General features: G+C 54.8%; 10 protein-coding genes and 1 pseudogene. All 11 read left to right on the top strand.

The genetic code is table 11. The features are described 5' to 3' along the window. Positions 1-38 precede the first annotated feature (38 nt). Positions 39-481: pseudogene (gene trbF / locus CWM57_RS28330) on the top strand (F-type conjugal transfer protein TrbF). Beyond that, complete coding sequence (gene traH / locus CWM57_RS24595; protein WP_072198238.1) at positions 459-1838, top strand: conjugal transfer pilus assembly protein TraH; 1380 nt, start codon at positions 459-461, stop codon at positions 1836-1838. Before trbF ends, traH begins: the two are co-directional and overlap by 23 nt. Next, positions 1838-4660, top strand: coding sequence for a conjugal transfer mating-pair stabilization protein TraG (traG, locus tag CWM57_RS24590; RefSeq protein WP_100676557.1), 2823 nt, complete (start codon positions 1838-1840; stop codon positions 4658-4660). The genes traH and traG overlap by 1 nt, the downstream gene beginning before the upstream one ends. Positions 4661-4683: 23 nt before the next feature. Beyond that, positions 4684-5286, top strand: a complete 603-nt coding sequence (locus CWM57_RS27270; protein WP_048263624.1) for a hypothetical protein — start codon at positions 4684-4686, stop codon at positions 5284-5286. 250 nt (positions 5287-5536) lie between these two features. Continuing rightward, positions 5537-6268 carry a conjugal transfer complement resistance protein TraT gene (gene traT / locus CWM57_RS24585; protein ID WP_016831056.1) on the top strand — a complete coding sequence of 244 codons (732 nt, stop codon included), beginning with the start codon at positions 5537-5539 and terminating at the stop codon, positions 6266-6268. A 359-nt stretch (positions 6269-6627) separates the two neighbouring features. Then, positions 6628-8928: a type IV conjugative transfer system coupling protein TraD gene (traD, locus tag CWM57_RS24580; RefSeq protein WP_100676511.1), complete on the top strand. Its 2301-nt coding sequence runs from the start codon at positions 6628-6630 to the stop codon at positions 8926-8928. Next, positions 8928-14189 carry a conjugative transfer relaxase/helicase TraI gene (traI, locus tag CWM57_RS24575; protein ID WP_100676512.1) on the top strand — a complete coding sequence of 1754 codons (5262 nt, stop codon included), beginning with the start codon at positions 8928-8930 and terminating at the stop codon, positions 14187-14189. Before traD ends, traI begins: the two co-directional genes overlap by 1 nt. Positions 14190-14278: 89 nt before the next feature. Then, positions 14279-15004: a type-F conjugative transfer system pilin acetylase TraX gene (gene traX, locus CWM57_RS24570; RefSeq protein ID WP_025712712.1), complete on the top strand. Its 726-nt coding sequence runs from the start codon at positions 14279-14281 to the stop codon at positions 15002-15004. Between the two features lie 154 nt (positions 15005-15158). Then, the gene (locus CWM57_RS24565; protein WP_077138885.1) at positions 15159-15755 is read left to right on the top strand and encodes a fertility inhibition protein FinO; all 597 of its coding nucleotides are present in this window, start codon (positions 15159-15161) and stop codon (positions 15753-15755) included. Positions 15756-15775: 20 nt separating this feature from the next. Continuing rightward, positions 15776-16123, top strand: coding sequence for a DUF6404 family protein (locus CWM57_RS24560; RefSeq protein ID WP_015632524.1), 348 nt, complete (start codon positions 15776-15778; stop codon positions 16121-16123). Between the two features lie 470 nt (positions 16124-16593). After that, on the top strand, positions 16594-17076 hold a 483-nt coding region (locus tag CWM57_RS24555), incomplete at its 3' end, for a hypothetical protein (RefSeq protein WP_100699627.1).

Here is a 17076-nt window from a genome sequence, read left to right as displayed (position 1 = left end):
TTATATCCGGTCTTAGCAAGTGATTAAGGAAAATAGCCATGAACAAATATATACGTTCGACGGGACTGTATGCGTTTTTATTTCCAGCCAGTTTAAAAGCACCCGGGCAGACAGCAGCAGAAAAAATAGAACAACTGAAGCCGGAATTTATCCACCGGGAAAGGCGTATGGAAATCTATCTGGAATTATTCATTGTGTTTCTCACTGCAGGTGCTCTGCTGTTATGGATAATGAGATTTTTATTTAATCTCTGCGTGGCTGACTGGATAGAAAGCGGTGACCTGCGAGTAAAAGACCTGTGGAATATTATGATGTACGCCATCCCTTATGCGCTGATGGCTGTTGGGGTGGGGTTCTTTGTTGCCGGAGTGACATTAGCGATCCGCAATTTTTTCAGTTATCACCTTAAGACCCTTTTTATTCTGAGAAATGACAGAGTTAAAAAAATGCTGTGCGTAATGGAGGACAGGATGCGAATTAAACTTCTGTCACTCTTCTGCGGTGCCGCGCTTGGCCTGTCATTTAGTGCCGCCGCCGACGTGAATGGCGACATGAACCAATTCTTCAATAAGCTTGGCTTTGCGTCCAATACCAGCCAGCCGCAGGTCTGGCAGGGACAGGCGGCGGGTTACGCCTCCGGCGGTTCGCTGTATGCCAGAACGCAGGTGAAAACGATCCAGCTGGTCAGCATGACCCTGCCGGATATTAACGCCGGCTGCGGCGGCATCGATGCGTACCTGGGGTCGTTCTCATTTATCAACAGCGAGCAGCTGCAGCGCTTCGGCAAACAAATTATGTCCAACGCCGCGGGCTACTTCTTTGACCTTGCCCTGCAGACCACGGTTCCGGAGATCAAAACTGCCAAAGACTTCCTGCAGAAGATGGCCAGCGACATCAACAGCATGAACCTCAGCTCCTGCCAGGCCGCTCAGGGCATTGTGGGCGGTCTGTTTCCACGGACCCAGGTGGCGCAGCAAAAGGTCTGCCAGGACATTGCCGGCGAGAGCAACATTTTTGCGGACTGGGCGGCTTCCCGTCAGGGCTGTTCGGTGGGGGGGCAGATGGACAAAGTGCAGGATAAAGCCAGCGATAAGGACAAGGAGCGTGTGATGAAGAACATCAACATTATGTGGGATGCCCTGTCCAAAAACCGGCTCTTTGACGGCAATAAGGAGCTGAAAGAGTTTGTGATGACCCTGACCGGGACGCTGATTTTTGGTGAGAACAGTGAGATCACCCCGCTGCCGGCACGCACCACTGACCAGGATCTGATTAAAGCCATGATGGAGGGCGGCACGGCTAAAATCTATCACTGCAATGATTCGGATAAGTGTCTTAAGGTCGTTGCTGATGCCACCGTGACCATCACCTCCAGTAAGGCGCTGAAAAGCCAGATTTCCGCTTTGTTAAGCAGTATCCAGAATAAAGCGGTGGCTGATGAAAAGCTGACGGATCAGGAGAAAGGGTTTATCTCCAGCACCACCATCCCGGTGTTCAAATACCTGGTCGATCCGCAGATGCTCGGGGTGTCTAACTCACTTATTTACCAGCTGACGGACTATATCGGCTACGACATCCTGCTGCAGTACATTCAGGAACTTATCCAGCAGGCCCGGGCGATGATCTCAACCGGTAATTATCCCCAGTCGACAATGGATATGATCATGGAAAACCTCAACCAGGCGAGTGTGCAGATTGCCGCTTTCCAGTCCCGCGTTCAGGTCCAGCAGGACGCCTTGCTCGTGGTGGACAGACAAATGAGTTACATGCGCCAGCAGGTCTCTGCCCGCATGATGACCCGCTACCAGAATAACTATCATTTTGGGGGGAATCAGTAATGCTTGAGGTATATGCCATTGCAGGCGGTGACTGGTTACGGGGCAACCTGAACGCGATTGCGGCGTTTATGGGGACCGGCACATGGTCGACCATAGAAAAGATGTGTATCGCCATCTCGGTACTCATTGTGGCGGGGAACTGGGTAAAAAAACACAACGTGATGGACCTTTTGGGCTGGGTCTTTTCCCTCACCCTGGTCTCTATGCTGGTTGTCATTCGCACCCCTGTGCAGATCATCGATTACAGTAACGTTGCGCAGGTCTATGAAGTCGATAATGTACCTATTGGTCTGGCCATTCCGGCGTCGCTGACAACGCGGGTAGGAAACGCGCTTATCCAGAGTTATGAGATGGTCTTCGCGCTGCCGGACAGTGTCACGTACAGTAAAACGGGGATGTTATTTGGCAGTAATCTGGTCGCGAAAAGTACGGATTTTTTATCACAAAATCCTCAAATTACGACGCTGTTCTCCGATTACGTACAAAACTGTGTGATGGGCGATATTTTCCTCAATCATAAGTACACTTTTGAGGAATTACTGAATTCACCTGACCCGTACACCCTGATTTTTGCAAACCCGAGTCCACTGCGTGGCGTGTTTGATAAAAACAACCAGTTCCAGACATGCGAGGAGGCCTCACGGGATCTGAAATCGGCTCTTGCGCTGGATACCCAGACAGGGGGTAAAACCTGGAACTACTATGTTCGTCAGCTGTTTGGTGGCAAACCTAATCCCGATCTGCTTTTCAGCCAGATGATTGGCGACAGCTACAATTACTTCTACAGCTCGGGACAGAGCGCCGGGCAGATTATCCGCCAGAACGTCACGATGAACGCCCTGCGCAGCGGGATCCAGAGTTATGCGGCCCGCAGCGGGGACACCGCCAGTCTGGTCAATATCGCTAACACATCATCCCTTGAAAAGCAGCGGCTGGCACAGGCCACAATGGGGCACCAGGCGCTTCGCGCACTTCCTCTGACGCAGACCGTCATTATGGGGTTAATGATTGGGATGTTCCCGATCATGGTGATGGCCGCCATGTTTAACATGATGACGCTGCAGGTGCTAAAGGGGTATGTGTTTGCGCTTATCTGGCTGCAGACGTGGCCATTACTGTTCGCCATCCTGAACAGCGCAATGGCCTACTATGCGAAGCAAAATGGCGTGCCGGTTGTTCTCTCTGAGTTGTCGCAGGTTCAGCTCAAAAACTCGGATATTGCGACCACTGCGGGCTATATTGCCGTGATGATACCGCCTTTGTCGTGGGGGATCGTGAAGAGCATGGGGGCCGCCTTCTCCAGTGCCTACAGCCATTTTTCTTCTTCCGGGCTTGGTGCAACATCGCAGGCAGCCTCCGGCGTGGTGGACGGGAATTACTCGTTTGCCAACATGCAGATGGAGAACGTCAGCGGCTACAGCTGGGGTACCAACAGTACAACGAGTTTCGGACAGATGTCACGGCAGCTGGCAAACGGGGGAATGAGCACGCAGACGCGCGATGGCTCGATGGTCTGGGACAGTGGTGGTGCAATGTCAAAACTGCCGGTGGATATCAACGTCGGTCGTCAGATAGCCAGTGCGCAGCAACAGATGGCCCGTGAGTCAGATGTTCAGGCCGAAAGCGCGCTGCATGGCTATAACAGCAGCGTGACAAGTGCCTGGAATAGTCTGCAGCAATTTGGCACCAATAAAGGGAACAGCGCCTCAACAACGACCGGGGCCGATACTACCGAGTCTTCGCAGGATTCGATGGCCAGAAGCAAGATGATGAATGCTGTAGATTCGTATGCTAAAGCTAACCATATTAGCCGTGATGAAGCATTCGGCCAGCTTATGGACAAGTCAGTGAGAGGTGATGTTTCTGGCGAGGCATATGTAGGAGCTAGAGGTGGTGTTGGATTCGAGCTCTTCGGTAATGGCGGTAAAGCTGAATTCGGTGGGAGGATGTCGGCGAGAGGGACAGCAAGTTCTGGATCTCAAGACAATACTACTGAGTCAGGACGCCAATCTAATGCTGACAATCATGATACCAGCAGTCAGGCAGTTAAAGACTTCAGAGAGTCTTCTGATTACTTCATCAACCAGAAATCAAGTCAGTCTGGAAACATCACTGATAACAATGCATCTTCTCGGGTTGATCAATTTTTCGCCTCTTTGGCCAGTGCGAAAAATAGCTATGACCAGTATACGACGAGCAAAACACGTAGCCATGAGTATAGTGAGATGGCCTCACGAACAGAAAGCATGAGCGGCCAGATGAACGAAAACCTGACTCAACAATTTGCTAATTTCGTACAGAAAAATGCCCCACAAAATGCTGAAGCTATTCTTACTGACACGTCTTCACCTGAAATCGCTGCCCAAAGGGAGCAACTGGCTCGTGAATTTGTGAAACAACAGGTTGAACCTAAAGTTGATGAGGCGTACCAGGAGGGCAGAAGAAACATTGGCGCAAATATGCCATCAGTTTCTGAAGGTAAAGGAAGCGGTACAGTATATGCGGACTACAACTCTCACGGTGATAGTATCGATGAGATGACCAAAAATGCAGGTATCAAAAATGATGTTCACCAATCGGTTGAACACATGGTTAGCGATAACCAGCAAGCTCATAAGGATAGGCAAGATAGCATACATAAGCAGGAGGATGATGTTCAGAATGAACACACTCGTCTGGAAAACCACCATAATTTGGAAGGAAATAAATTTGAGAAAGAATACAATGACAAAAAGGCTGAACAGAGAGCACTTCCTGGAGCGGATACAAGAGACGAACTCCTAGCTAAGGCCCAGGAATTTGAGCGGAAGCATAAGCCCTAACTAAGGGGGGAGGAAAGTAAAATATGAAAATGATTGCTTTGCTACTTATTCAGGGTATATCGTGCCTATTAGCAGGATGGCGAGTATCAGAAACTATTTTTATAGTATTAGCATCCGCGATATGGTTGTTGGTGTTCAAATATGTTTTCATTAAAGTTGGTGCGAAAACAAAACGCCGAGTAGCTGATGTTAGTAATCTTTATCTTGTTCTGGCCGGAGTCTGTTGTATTGTTAATCCCATAGCCTGTTTGATAAGTATTGTCCTATACCCAATTTGGGTTATGAATAAAGCAATAAAGTTTGCAACTGTGAAATTTAGTAATGATAATGAAAGTGCATTCGAAAATGGGACCGGCAGGAATTATGTCGGGAGAACACAATCATTGACGACCTTACCATACAAGGAAGTGTTCTCCGAGCGAGAGTTTATGAGTTATCAGCTTGAGCATTGTTCTGACGGTTCAGTCAACCTCGACCAACCTAATAGTACATGTAGCAGTGCTATGGGGCTATATGGAAATGAGATATCTATAAGTACCCATGATATTAATCCTGCGAGTGGGCTTCCTATGATTGAAAATGTAGACGTTGCAGGAAACGTGTATGGTATAGATCGGAATCATTAACAAATGATTAAGCTAATTTGACCACTAAAACTCAGCAGGGAGAGTGGCTGGTTTTAAAAAATCCCCCCTCAAATTTGGCCTATCAATTATGGTGGTTAGTTGGTAGGCTAAAAATACACATGCGAAATTATTAGTGCATTAATTTTAATAAATTTCCACTCAAATAAAAAGTTGGATATAGTAACTGCGCATTCTGGATGCAGAAATGGAATGTGTATGTCTCATAATGATTATGGCACAAGGAATATGTATGCAATTAAATAAATTGATGACTGTTATGGTCGTCAGCTCTGCGCTGGTGTTATCTGGATGTAGTGCAATGGGAACCGCCATTAAAAAGAGAAATCTGGAAGTAAAAACCCAGATGAGCGAAACAATCTGGCTGGAACCTTCAAATAATAAGACGGTTTATCTGCAAATCAAAAATACCTCCGATAAGGATATGAGTGGCCTGCAGGCAAAAATCGCCAGCGCCGTCACTTCAAAGGGATATCAGGTCGTCAGTAACCCGGATACGGCGGGCTACTGGATCCAGGCGAACGTGCTTAAGGCCGATAAAATGGACCTTCGTGAGTCTCAGGGCTGGTTAAGCCGGGGTTATGAGGGCGCAGTGACTGGCGCCGCGCTTGGGGCAGGGATTACCGCTTACAACTCCAGTTCTGCAGGGGCGACTCTGGGAGTAGGACTTGCAGCCGGTCTGGTTGGTATGGCTGCTGACGCGATGGTGGAAGATGTGAACTACACCATGATCACCGATGTTCAGATCGCGGAAAGAACCAAAACTCAGGTTCAGACTGATAACGTGGCCGTATTACGTCAGGGAACATCCGGCGCAAAAGTGCAGACAAGTACTGAAACGGGTAATCAGCACAAATACCAAACTCGCGTCGTCTCTAACGCTAATAAAGTTAACCTCAAGTTCCCTGAAGCCCAGCCTGTTCTTGAAGACCAGCTGGCAAAATCGATCGCTAATATTCTGTAAGCTTTCTATTCCACGGCCCGGTCCCCGGGCCATACTGGCATCCCCTTTCTGGTGTGTCAGAATTAATTCGTCAAATAATCTATGAATTCCAGATCTGAACGGTGAACAGTTGCGCAATTTATTTGTGCATCTGTGAGGCGTTGCCGCCTTCGGCGGAGTCTTTTCGTCTTTATTTGATCAGAGGTTATTTATGGCAATATCTGAACCTGTCAGGTCTCTTGAAACACATAAACTGATGCCTGGCGATATTTATCCACATCCTGCTGTCGGGGAGGCTTATTCCCTGCAACCCCGTTAGGTTTGTTTTCGCTGATTGATTTGTCCTTTCGACCCTAATAATTTACTGACGGATTAGTGCCATGAGTTTCAATGCCAAAGATATGACGCAGGGCGGTCAGATCGCCAATATGCGCTTTCGCATGTTTGGTCAGATTGCCAATATTATTTTCTACGTGCTGTTTATTTTATTCTGGGTGCTGTGCGGACTGATGCTGATGTACCGGCTCAGCTGGCAGACCTTTGTGAACGGCTGCGTATACTGGTGGTGTACGACGCTGGGGCCGATGCGCGATATTATTCGTTCCCAGCCGGTATACACCATTCAGTATTACGGCCAGTCGCTGGAATATACCTCAGAACAAATCCTGGCCGATAAATATACTATCTGGTGCGGAGAGCAGCTGTGGACTGGTTTCGTCTTTGCTGCCGTGGTTTCTCTTGTTATCTGTATCGTGACGTTCTTCATCGCCAGCTGGGTGCTGGGCCGCCAGGGGAAACAGCAGAGTGAGGACGAGAACACCGGCGGGCGCCAGCTTTCCGATAAGCCCAAAGAAGTGGCCCGCCAGATGAAGCGTGATGGAGTGGCCTCCGATATTAAAATTGGCGACCTGCCTATTCTTAAAAACTCCGAAATCCAGAACTTCTGCCTCCACGGTACCGTGGGTTCCGGTAAATCCGAAGTTATACGCCGGCTACTGAACTACGTGCGTGCCCGGGGCGATATGGCCATCATTTACGATCGCTCCTGTGAGTTCGTCAAAAGCTATTACGACCCGTCACTGGATAAAATCCTCAACCCGCTGGATTCGCGCTGCGCGGCCTGGGATTTGTGGAAAGAGTGCCTGACGCTGCCGGACTTCGACAACATCTCCAACACCCTTATCCCGATGGGTACCAAAGAAGATCCGTTCTGGCAGGGCTCCGGTCGCACTATCTTTGCCGAAGGCGCATATCTGATGCGCGAAGACGACGATCGGAGCTACGAGAAGCTGGTCGATACCATGCTGTCCATTAAGATCGACAAGCTGCGCGCCTATCTGCAGAACACGCCGGCAGCGAACCTGGTTGAAGAGAAAATTGAGAAAACCGCCATCTCCATTCGAGCTGTGCTGACCAACTACGTCAAGGCTATTCGCTACCTGCAGGGCATTGAGAAGAACGGCGAGCCGTTCACTATCCGGGACTGGATGCGCGGCGTCCGTGAGGACCGACCCAATGGCTGGCTGTTTATCTCCTCCAATGCTGACACCCATGCCTCCCTGAAGCCGGTTATCTCGATGTGGCTGTCGATTGCCATCCGCGGCCTCCTGGCGATGGGCGAGAACCGTAACCGGCGTGTGTGGATCTTCGCTGACGAACTTCCCACGCTGCACAAGCTGCCGGACCTGGTCGAAATCCTCCCGGAGGCGCGTAAATTTGGTGGTTGTTATGTGTTCGGTATTCAGTCTTATGCCCAGCTGGAAGACATCTATGGCGTTAAGCCTGCCGCCACGCTCTTTGACGTGATGAACACCCGGGCCTTCTTCCGCTCCCCGAGTAAAGAGATTGCGGAGTTTGCTGCCGGTGAAATTGGTGAAAAGGAAATTCTCAAAGCCAGCGAGCAGTACTCTTACGGTGCTGACCCGGTGCGTGATGGGGTGTCAACCGGGAAAGAAAAAGAGCGGGAAACGCTGGTCAGTTACTCCGATATTCAGACGCTGCCGGACCTGTCCTGCTATGTCACGCTGCCCGGGCCGTATCCGGCAGTGAAGCTGGCCCTGAAGTACAAACCGCGTCCGAAAATTGCCGAGGGATTTATTCCGCGCACTCTCGATGCGCGGGTGGATGCACGGCTCAGTGCGCTGCTTGAAGCGCGGGAAGCTGAAGGCAGTCTTGCCAGGGCGCTTTTCACCCCGGATGCCCCGGCATCCGGGCCAGATGATGCCGACAGTCACGCCGGTGAGCAACCAGAGCTGGCCAGTCAGCCTGCGCCAGCAGAAGTGACAGTATCTCCGGCACCGGTAAAAGCGCCGGCGACAACGACGATGCCGGCAGCGGAACCCTCACCCAGGACAGCTGAGCCTCCCGTCCTGCGGGTCACGACCGTACCGTTGATCAAACCAAAAGCAGCCGCAGCGGCCTCAACAGCATCCTCTGCCGGTAACCCTGCTGCAGCTGCAGGCGGGACAGAACAGGAACTGGCGCAGCAGTCCGCAGAACAGGGGCAGGACATGCTGCCGGCCGGTATGAACGAGGACGGTGTGATTGAAGATATGCAGGCGTATGACGCCTGGGCTGATGAGCAAACGCAGCGGGATATGCAGCGGCGTGAAGAGGTCAATATCAACCACAGCCACCGCCACGATGAGCAGGATGATGTCGAGATTGGGGGGAACTTCTGATGATGTCGATTGGCTCCGTTAAATCGGCCGACAAAGCCGCAGATTACTATACCAACAAAGATAATTACTACGTCATCGGGAGCATGGACGAACGCTGGCAGGGTAAGGGGGCTGAGGCGCTGGGGATCGACGGGAAAGCCGTGGATAAGGCGCTGTTTACGGAACTGCTGAAAGGGAGGCTGCCGGATGGCAGCGACCTGACCCGGATACAGGACGGCGCCAACAAGCACCGGCCCGGTTATGACCTGACCTTCTCGGCCCCCAAAAGCGTGTCGGTCATGGCGATGCTGGGCGGCGATAAACGCCTTATCGATGCCCACAACCAGGCGGTAACCGAAGCGGTGCGGCAACTGGAGACGCTGGCCGCGACCCGGGTCATGACGGACGGTAAAAGCGAAACGGTGCTGACCGGAAATCTGATTGTGGCGAAATTCAACCACGACACGAACCGCAACCAGGAGCCGCAGTTACACACCCATGCCGTCGTCATTAACGCCACGCAGAACGGGGAGAAATGGCAGTCTCTCGGCACAGATAAGATTGGAAAAACAGGCTTTATCGAGAACGTGTACGCGAACCAGATAGCGTTCGGGAAACTTTACCGGGAGGCGTTCAAACCCCTGGTTGAGAAGCTTGGCTATGAGACGGAAGTCGTGGGAAAACACGGGATGTGGGAGATGAAAGGGGTCCCTGTGGAACCCTTTTCCACCCGGACTCAGGAGGTCAGGGAGGCCGCCGGACCCGATGCCTCCCTGAAGTCACGGGATGTGGCCGCGCTCGATACCCGAAAGTCGAAAGAAGCCATCGATCCGGCAGAGAAGATGGTGGAGTGGATGAACACGCTGAAGGAGACCGGGTTTGACATCCGGGGGTATCGTGAGGCCGCCGATGCGCGAGCCGCAGAGCTGGCCCGTGCACCTGCCGCGCCGGTGAACACTGACGGTCCGGATATCACGGATGTGGTGACGAAAGCGATTGCCGGTCTCAGCGACCGCAAGGTGCAGTTCACGTATGCCGACCTGCTGGCACGCACGGTCGGCCAGCTGGAGGCGAAGGACGGTGTGTTTGAGCTGGCGAGAAAGGGCATCGATGCCGCCATTGAACGGGAGCAGCTTATCCCTCTCGATCGCGAGAAAGGCCTGTTCACCTCAAACATCCACGTTCTCGATGAACTCGCCGTCAAAGCCCTGAGTCAGGAGGTGCAGCGCCAGAATCATGTCTCCGTCACGCCCGATGCGTCTGTGGTGCGCCAGGTCCCTTTCAGCGATGCCGTCAGCGTGCTGGCGCAGGATCGCCCGGTCATGGGTATCGTTTCCGGTCAGGGCGGTGCAGCCGGCCAGCGGGAGCGGGTGGCCGAGTTAACCCTGATGGCCCGGGAGCAGGGGCGCGACGTCCATATCCTGGCGGCCGATAACCGCTCACGTGATTTTCTCGCCGGGGATGTGCGTCTGGCCGGGGAAACGGTGACCGGTAAATCCGCCCTGCAGGACGGGACGGCGTTTATTCCGGGCGGAACACTCATCGTGGATCAGGCGGAGAAGCTGAGCCTGAAGGAAACGATTTCCCTGCTCGATGGCGCGATGCGCCATAACGTGCAGGTCCTGCTCTCCGACAGCGGGAAGCGCAGCGGGACCGGCAGCGCGCTGACCGTACTGAAGGACAGCGGCGTGAATACGTATCGCTGGCAGGGTGGCCATCAGACCACAGCCGACATCATCAGTGAACCGGATAAAGGCGCACGCTACAGCCGGCTGGCACAGGAGTTTGCCGTCAGCGTGCGTGAAGGGCTGGAAAGCGTGGCGCAAATCAGCGGGACGCGTGAACAGAGCGTACTCAACGGCCTTATCCGTGACTCCCTCAGAAATGAGGGAGTGCTGGGTGAGAAAGACACGACCATTACAGCCCTGACGCCGGTATGGCTGGACAGCAAAAGCCGGGGCGTGCGGGATTATTACCGGGAGGGGATGGTGATGGAACGCTGGGATCCGGAGACCCGGACGCACGATCGCTTTGTCATTGACCGGGTGACCGCGAGCAGCAATATGCTGACCCTGAAAGACCGGGAAGGGGGCCGTCTGGATCTGAAGGTTTCCGCGGTCGACAGCCAGTGGACGCTGTTCCGGGCAGATACACTGCCGGTGGCCGAGGGGGAACGTCTGGCGGTGCTCGGGAAGATACCGGACACACGCCTGAAGGGCGGGGAAAGCATCACGGTGATGAAAGTGGAGGACGGGCAACTGACGGTACAGCGTCCGGGGCAGAAAACCACGCAGACCCTGGCCGTGGGCGCGGGCGTGTTTGACGGTATTAAAATCGGCCACGGCTGGGTGGAAAGTCCCGGCAGGTCGGTTAGCGAGACGGCAACGGTCTTTGCGTCGGTGACGCAGCGTGAGCTGGATAACGCCACCCTCAACCAGCTGGCGCAGAGCGGAAGTCATCTCCGTCTGTACTCAGCGCAGGATGCGGCTCGCACGACGGAGAAGCTGTCGCGGCATACCGCCTTCAGCGTGGTCTCAGAGCAGCTGAAGACCCGATCCGGCGAGACGGACCTGGATGCGGCCATTGCGCAGCAGAAGGCCGGACTGCGTACCCCGGCAGAACAGGCCATTCACCTGGCCATCCCGCTGCTTGAAAGTGAGAAACTGACCTTCTCCCGGCCCCAGCTGCTGGCGACGGCGCTGGAAACCGGGGGCGGGAAGGTTCCTATGGCGGACATCGACACGACCATTCAGGCACAAATCAGGTCGGGGCAGTTGCTGAATGTACCGGTGGCGCACGGCTACGGCAATGACCTGCTGATTTCCCGTCAGACCTGGGACGCAGAAAAAAGCATCCTGACCCGGGTGCTGGAAGGTAAAGACGCGGTGGCCCCCCTGATGGACCGTGTGCCGGCCAGTCTGATGACGGACCTGACCGCCGGACAGCGGGCGGCGACCCGGATGATTCTGGAAAGCACGGATCGGTTCACGGTGGTTCAGGGGTATGCCGGGGTGGGGAAAACCACCCAGTTCCGGGCAGTCATGAGTGCCATCAGTCTGCTGCCGGAAGAGACCCGTCCGCGCGTCATCGGTCTGGCGCCGACGCATCGCGCGGTCGGGGAAATGCAGAGTGCCGGCGTGGATGCGCGCACGACGGCGTCGTTCCTCCACGACACGCAGCTGCTGCAGCGCAATGGCCAGACACCCGATTTCAGCAACACCCTGTTCCTGCTCGACGAGAGCTCGATGGTGGGGCTGGCCGATATGGCAAAAGCCCACTCGCTCATCGTCGCCGGCGGTGGACGGGCGGTGTCCAGCGGGGATAACGACCAGCTGCAGCCCATCGCGCCGGGCCAGCCGTTCAGGCTGATGCAGCAGCGCAGCGCCGCCGACGTTGCCATCATGAAAGAGATTGTGCGCCAGGTGCCTGAGCTGCGACCGGCGGTCTACAGCCTGATTGAGCGGGATGTGCACCGCGCCCTGACCACCATTGAGCAGGTCACGCCGGAGCAGGTGCCGAGAAAAGAAGGCGCCTGGGCGCCGGGCAGTTCTGTGGTGGAATTCACGCCGGCGCAGGAAAAGGCGATACAAAAGGCGCTGAGCGAGGGGAAAACCCTGCCGGCAGGTCAGCCCGCGACGCTCTACGAGGCGCTGGTGAAGGACTATACCGGACGGACCCCGGAGGCACAGTCGCAGACGCTGGTGATCACCCACCTGAACAAGGACAGGCGGGCGCTGAACAGTCTGATCCATGACGCACGGCGGGAGAACGGGGAAACCGGCAAAGAGGAAATCACCCTGCCGGTGCTGGTCACGAGTAACATCCGTGACGGTGAACTGCGCAAATTGTCGACCTGGACGGCTCACAAGGAGGCGGTGGCGCTGGTTGATAACGTATACCACCGTATCAGCAAGGTGGATAAGGATAATCAGCTGATCACCCTGACAGACAGTGAAGGAAAGGAGCGATATATCTCACCCCGGGAGGCATCGGCAGAAGGCGTCACGCTCTATCGTCAGGAAAAGATCACCGTGTCTCAGGGGGACCGCATGCGCTTCAGCAAAAGTGACCTGGAGCGCGGCTATGTGGCCAACAGCATCTGGGAGGTGCAGTCTGTTTCGGGTGACAGTGTCACGCTGTCTGATGGCAAAACCACCCGCACGCTGACCCCGAAGGCGGATCAGGCGCAGCAGCATATCGACCTCGCCTACGCCATCACGGCTCACGGCGCCCAGGGGGCCAGCGAACCGTATGCCATCGCACTGGAAGGGGTGGCCGGTGGTCGGGAACAGATGGCCAGCTTTGAGTCTGCCTATGTGGCTTTATCCCGCATGAAACAGCATGTTCAGGTCTACACCGACAGCCGTGAGGGCTGGATAAAGGCCATCAAGCATTCTCCTGAGAAAGCGACGGCGCACGATATTCTTGAACCCCGTAACGACCGGGCGGTGAAAAGCGCCGATCTGCTGTTCGGGCGGGCAAGACCACTGGATGAAACCGCCGCTGGCCGGGCAGCCCTGCAGCAGTCCGGTCTGGCACAGGGAAATTCACTGGGAAAATTCATTTCTCCGGGGAAAAAGTACCCTCAGCCGCATGTGGCGCTGCCGGCATTCGATAAGAACGGGAAAGCCGCCGGTATCTGGCTCAGCCCGCTGACCGATCGGGACGGACGGCTGGAGGCCATCGGCGGAGAGGGACGAATTATGGGCAATGAAGACGCCCGGTTCGTGGCGCTGCAGAACAGCCGCAATGGTGAAAGCCTGCTGGCCGGGAATATGGGGGAGGGCGTCAGAATGGCCCGCGACAATCCCGATACCGGGGTGGTGGTGCGGCTGGCCGGTGATGACCGCCCCTGGAACCCCGGGGCCATGACCGGCGGGCGGGTATGGGCTGAACCGGCGCCGGTGGCTCCGGTACCGCAGGCCGGGGCTGACATTATCCTCCCGCCAGAGGTTCTGGCGCAGCGGGCGGCAGAAGAACAGCAGCGCCGCGAAATGGAAAAACAGGCGGAACAGACTGCCCGGGAAGTGGCCGGGGAGGCGCGTAAAGCCGGCGAGCCGGTGGACCGGGTGAAAGAGGTTATCGGGGACGTCATCCGTGGACTCGAGCGTGACCGGCCGGGCCCGGAGAAAACGACGCTACCGGATGATCCTCAGTTCCGGCGCCAGGAGGCGGCGATTCAGCAGGTGGCCTCAGAAAGTCTGCAGCGTGAGCGTCTGCAGGCTGTGGAGCGGGACATGGTTCGTGACCTGAACCGCGAGAAAACCCTCGGGGGCGACTGACGCGCCTGCGGCTTGTCTGCCCCGGCAGGGCCTCCGGTTAACACCGGCCCCCCTGCCGGGGCGCGGTAAAAAGAGAGAAGGATACAGAGATGACAGCACACACAATGGGTTTCAGAGCCGCTGACCGCTGGCTGCAGGCATTACTGACCTGGACACCGGGTCAGACGGATATGATTAAAACGGTGGCCCTGGTCCTGATGGTCACCGACCATGCCGGGTTACTGCTGGCACACAATAACGAGATAATGCGGCTTCTGGGACGGGGCTGTTTTCCGCTGTTTGGTCTGGCATGGGGAATGAATCTGGCCCGGCACGCGGAAATACGCCAGTCGCAGCTGAACAGCCTGTGGGGCTGGGCGCTGGTTGCCCAGGTGTCGTTTATGCTCATCGGGTACCCGTGGTATACCGGGAATATTCTGTTTGCCTTTGCCGTCACGGGCCAGGTCCTGCGGTGGGTCAGCCAGCCGTCCTGGTATTACACCCTCCCGGCGGTCGGACTGCTGGTCGCCTGGATACCCCTGTCAACCGGCAGCTACGGCATGGCCGGAGTGGGTATGCTCACCGCCAGCTGGCTGCTTTGCCGCGCACAGCATGCACCGGAACGGCTGGGATACGGGGTGCTGTGGGCCCTCATGGTGTTGCTGATGAATATGCATAACGTGAGTGAATCGGCGGCCGGGCTGGCGATTGCGCTGCTGACGCTGATCGTGTGTTCATCTGCCGGAGAACGTGTGAAACGCTTCTGGCCGCGGCATTTCTTTGTGATGTTCTATGCAGTGCACCTGGCGGTACTGGGTATTGTCATCTCGATGTAAAAAAAAACCGGACACAGGTCCGGGGGAGGGCACATTGCCCGTAAACGTGACAAGGGGATATCATCGTTGTGTCCACTGCATTGTGAGGTGAAACGATGATACCGTTAGCGTATCGTATACCTCAGACCTGTAGCTTTTATTGATATGGCCCCTTATGAGTGAAGAAAAACGCCCTGTACTGAGCCTGAAACGAAAACCGGCGGAAGACAGTACGGCCCCCGCGGAGGCGACGCCAGTTCCTGGTGTGGTGCGCCGTAAGAAAGTCGTGGTGGTTTCGTCCCCGCCGGCCTGGAAGGTAAAGAAAGCGAAACTTGAGAAGGTTAAGCAGGCGGCCGAAGCCGCCGCGCGTAACGCGGCGCCGGAGCCGGTTAAAGCAGTAAAGACGCCACCTCCGGTGCGTTATCTCCGCCTGCTGCCGCCGGAACAGGCCATCATGACCCTGAAGGCATTCTGGCCACAGCTGTTCGACGGAAACGCGCCACGTCTGCTGGCGACGGGCATGCGCGAACAGCTGTTTGCGGATATCGTGAACCGTGACCTGCCGCTGTCGCATAAACAGGTGATTAAATGCCTGAAGAGTCTGACCCGGTCTGCGGGCTATCTGTCCCGGATGAAGGTGGGGGCCTCCCGCTATGATCTGCAGGGGAATGCCGTCGCGACCGTCACAGCAGAGGAAGCGCAGTACGCCAGTGAGCGCATGATGAAAGAACTCCTGCGAACTGAGCGTATGCGGAGCCAGTCAGCTGACTGAATACAATCGGGGGAGAGGAAATGGATTTTGAAGCGCGGAAACAAAAGGCGCTGGCGATCATGGCCAGCCGTAAGATGTGGAAAAGCAATTATGCACCGCTTCTGATACGACTGTTGTGGCGGCTGGGGATAAACATTCCCCCGCTGCCGTTTGCTCCGTTCTGGCAGGTTTTTGTCGTAATGACAGGCTATTTCTCCCTTGGATATGGGCTGTGGATGTACTGGACGGTGTGGCGGGCCCAGGGGATGCCTCTCCTGTTCGCCTGCGAAATCAGTCTTATCGCGGGCGTGTTATTTGGCCTGACGATGGCACTTTTTCATCTGTGGCGGCGAAAGGTGAATAAATTACCTGACTGGAAAGATCTGTAATGAAATAAATATATGCTGTCAGGTTGTGAATATTCCTGGCCTGACAGACGCCTCGTTTTCTAAAAACATTTACCCTGTATGGTGTGGTTATTATACGTGACTACGTCCGTTCTGGTATTACTCCTGTCCGGAAGGGGCTGTTGTGTTTCTTATTGTCGTATATAGTCAGAACAAATATATTCAAACGAAATAGAGGTAAATGGTGAAAGGCATTGTGGCTGAGGCATGTGTGTTGTCCGGGTATGGGCAGACGCGAAGAATGACAAGCCATTCGGTGCCGTGAATGGCTTCTTCGGGACTGCCACGTCCCGGGGCGATGTGACGCTTATAAGTGCTCAATTTTCAATTTAAGTCATCCACTGTCAGTATTTAACTGATTTCAATATTTTTATTACATCACGACGTGCGATATATGAAATGCACAGGCTTTCATATCGTGCGTAAATCATCAAATAAAAAGGAATAATACTATGTTTAAATATTTTATTCTGCGCAAACAGCAGCAGCTGTTCTGTTATTTCTGCGGTATCGTGCTAGCGATGGTTCTTATGCTCCTGTTCCCTTCCGTTCTTCGGGGGAGTGGGTTTTATCTGCTTTTATCGTCTGTTGCGCTGTTCTGGGCAGGCCTTGCCCTATATACGCGTCACATCGACCGGATGAGAAAGCCAGAGGTCTCACCGCTGGTCAGTATTCGCGACGGTAATCAGGTGGTGGCCGAGGTGCCGCGCCATGAAAAGGCCCGGCTGGAATGGGAAATCTTCCGGGACGATGAGGTGTTTCGCCAGCAAAGGTGGGAGCTTACAGGCCTGACCGGACGGGTTATCAGCCGGGGGCTGTTGTATACGCCGGCGGTGATGCTGGTCGGTATCGGTATTCTCGCCTGGGGTTCCCCACAGGATGCCATCCAGCTGATTAATGCTCTTCGTAATATGCCTGCTGCGGAACTGGTGCAT

The sequence above is a fragment of the Klebsiella sp. G-Nf4 genome, from assembly GCF_002810615.1.
In the GTDB taxonomy this organism is placed as follows: Bacteria; Pseudomonadota; Gammaproteobacteria; order Enterobacterales; family Enterobacteriaceae; genus Klebsiella; species Klebsiella variicola.
This window is presented reverse-complemented; position numbering and strand designations above follow the sequence as displayed.

What these genes read in the sequence shown, in the direction of transcription:
- traH (WP_072198238.1), top strand. Translation starts at nt 459, where the DNA reads ATGGAGGACAGGATGCGAATTAAACTTCTGTCACTCTTCTGCGGTGCC.
- traG (WP_100676557.1), top strand. Translation starts at nt 1,838, where the DNA reads ATGCTTGAGGTATATGCCATTGCAGGCGGTGACTGGTTACGGGGCAAC.
- CWM57_RS27270 (WP_048263624.1), top strand. Translation starts at nt 4,684, where the DNA reads ATGAAAATGATTGCTTTGCTACTTATTCAGGGTATATCGTGCCTATTA.
- traT (WP_016831056.1), top strand. Translation starts at nt 5,537, where the DNA reads ATGCAATTAAATAAATTGATGACTGTTATGGTCGTCAGCTCTGCGCTG.
- traD (WP_100676511.1), top strand. Translation starts at nt 6,628, where the DNA reads ATGAGTTTCAATGCCAAAGATATGACGCAGGGCGGTCAGATCGCCAAT.
- traI (WP_100676512.1), top strand. Translation starts at nt 8,928, where the DNA reads ATGATGTCGATTGGCTCCGTTAAATCGGCCGACAAAGCCGCAGATTAC.
- traX (WP_025712712.1), top strand. Translation starts at nt 14,279, where the DNA reads ATGACAGCACACACAATGGGTTTCAGAGCCGCTGACCGCTGGCTGCAG.
- CWM57_RS24565 (WP_077138885.1), top strand. Translation starts at nt 15,159, where the DNA reads ATGAGTGAAGAAAAACGCCCTGTACTGAGCCTGAAACGAAAACCGGCG.
- CWM57_RS24560 (WP_015632524.1), top strand. Translation starts at nt 15,776, where the DNA reads ATGGATTTTGAAGCGCGGAAACAAAAGGCGCTGGCGATCATGGCCAGC.